This is a genomic window from Actinoallomurus acaciae (assembly GCF_042429965.1).
GTDB lineage: Bacteria > Actinomycetota > Actinomycetes > Streptosporangiales > Streptosporangiaceae > Actinoallomurus > Actinoallomurus acaciae.
This window is the reverse complement of record NZ_JBHLZP010000963.1, coordinates 803-2,461: the sequence shown is the minus strand read 5'-3', so window position 1 is coordinate 2,461 and position 1,659 is coordinate 803. Positions and strand designations below refer to the sequence as shown.

Sequence of the window (1,659 nt, the reverse complement as noted above, 5' to 3'; positions counted from 1 at the left end):
CGTCCCGGCGTCCCGGCGTCCCGGCGTCCCGGCGTCCCGCCGTCCCGCCGTCCCGCCGTCCCGCCGTCCCGCCGTCCCGGCGAGCTGGCGGCTGCGACCGGTCATGCGATGGTGGCTACCCGGCCTGAGGGCCATCCGGCCGACCATGACGTGCACCTGAACGGTCGCGGCGCACTCCCGCCACCCCGGTCGAGCCGGACTTGCGGCCGGTCATCGTCCACCTGGTCGGGGCTGCTCAGCGGTCTTTGCCTCACGGTCGTCGGCCGCCGCGCCGGGCGGGTAGGCGCCGGTCGGCGGCGAGGCGTTTCGGCGGGCGAGCGGTGCGGAGAGAGAGCATGGTGTCGACGGCGCATGCTTCCGTCGGCCGGGGTGGGGAAGCCCCGGAAACAGCCCGCGTTAAGGGCGCGAGAGTCGTGACCGTGAGCGTCCAGGCGCCGGTGGGCACGCGAGCCTGTTTCCGCCATCCCCGAAATGCCACCAGGCGCCTTCGCGGTTCGGCGGTCCGGGCGCTGAGGACCATCTCTTCGAGGGGATCCGAGCCGGCCGGCACGCGGATTCCTGGCAAGACGCCGAGGCGCGGGCACGGGTTGCCGACGGTCGCGACAGAGGTCAGGCTTCCGGGTCACGGTCCGTACGCAGGTGGCGCAGGGCGTCCGGAAGCGCGATGTCGAAGTCGTCGCGGTCACCGTCCCAGCGGCGGAACACCGCGGCGGCCCCGCGCGCGGACTCGCCCGGCAGCCCCGCCTCCTCCATCGTCGCGGCGGCCTCCTCCATCTCGGGCGCCCATCGCCAGGCGCGGGCCGCGACCCTGGACAGGTGCTCGGGCGCGGCGAGGTGGTCGTGGGCGAGCCGCCGAGCCTCGACGAGGAGATGGTCGCTCACACCGTACGTGTCCGCGAGCGCGAGGGAGACCGCGGCGAGGGCACTCGCGGCCTTGTTGAAGGAGCCGTAGGCCATCTTCAGCGCGGATGCCTGGCCGATGCCGCCGTCGATCGTGATCGCCTCGATCGGGCCGTCACCGGCGAACAGCCCGGCGACCGGACCGGTGTGCCCGGCCGCGCCCGACAGGTAGAGACGCGCGCCGGTACGGCCGGAGGGCGGGGGCCCGATCACGCAGCCGTCCACCACATCGGCGCGCGGGAACAGCCCGGCGATCCGCCGTACACGCGCCGGCCTGATCGCGTTGGCCTCGACGAAGACGCCGCCGAAGCCGGCCCCGGCCACCTGCCGGGCAACCTCCTCGGCGACGGCGGGCGGGCAGAGCGAGACGACGATCTCGGCCTCGGCGATGAGCGCGCCGAGACCGTCGGCACGGACGAGCCCGGCCTCTTCCGCCCGGGCCGCGCTCGCCGCACTCCGCCCATCCGGACACCAGAGCACCCGATGACCGGCCCGCGCGGCCAGACGCCCCACCGCGGCCCCCATCCGTCCAGGATGCAACAGCCCGACCGTGACCGGTGATCGTTCGGCACCCATCGACTCTCCGCCTTCTCTCTCGCGTACTCCCCGCCCGTACGGTATCCACCGGACCGTGCCGGCATTCGGCACCATGACGCCTCGCCCGAACCACGACCAGCAACCCGGGTCTGAGGTGGTGGAGGGGGAGTTCCGGCTTCGGTCTGAGGTGGTGGAGGGGGAGTTCCGGCTTCGGTCTGAGGT

The 1,659-nt window shown here is 74.0% G+C and carries 1 protein-coding gene; it reads right to left on the bottom strand.

Features of this window, described 5'->3' with window-relative positions; genetic code table 11:
- Positions 1 to 609: 609 nt before the first annotated feature.
- Positions 610 to 1,476 carry a DUF1932 domain-containing protein gene (locus ACFFNX_RS49400; RefSeq protein WP_378213407.1) on the bottom strand — a complete coding sequence of 289 codons (867 nt, stop codon included), beginning with the start codon at positions 1,474 to 1,476 and terminating at the stop codon, positions 610 to 612.
- Positions 1,477 to 1,659 lie beyond the last annotated feature (183 nt).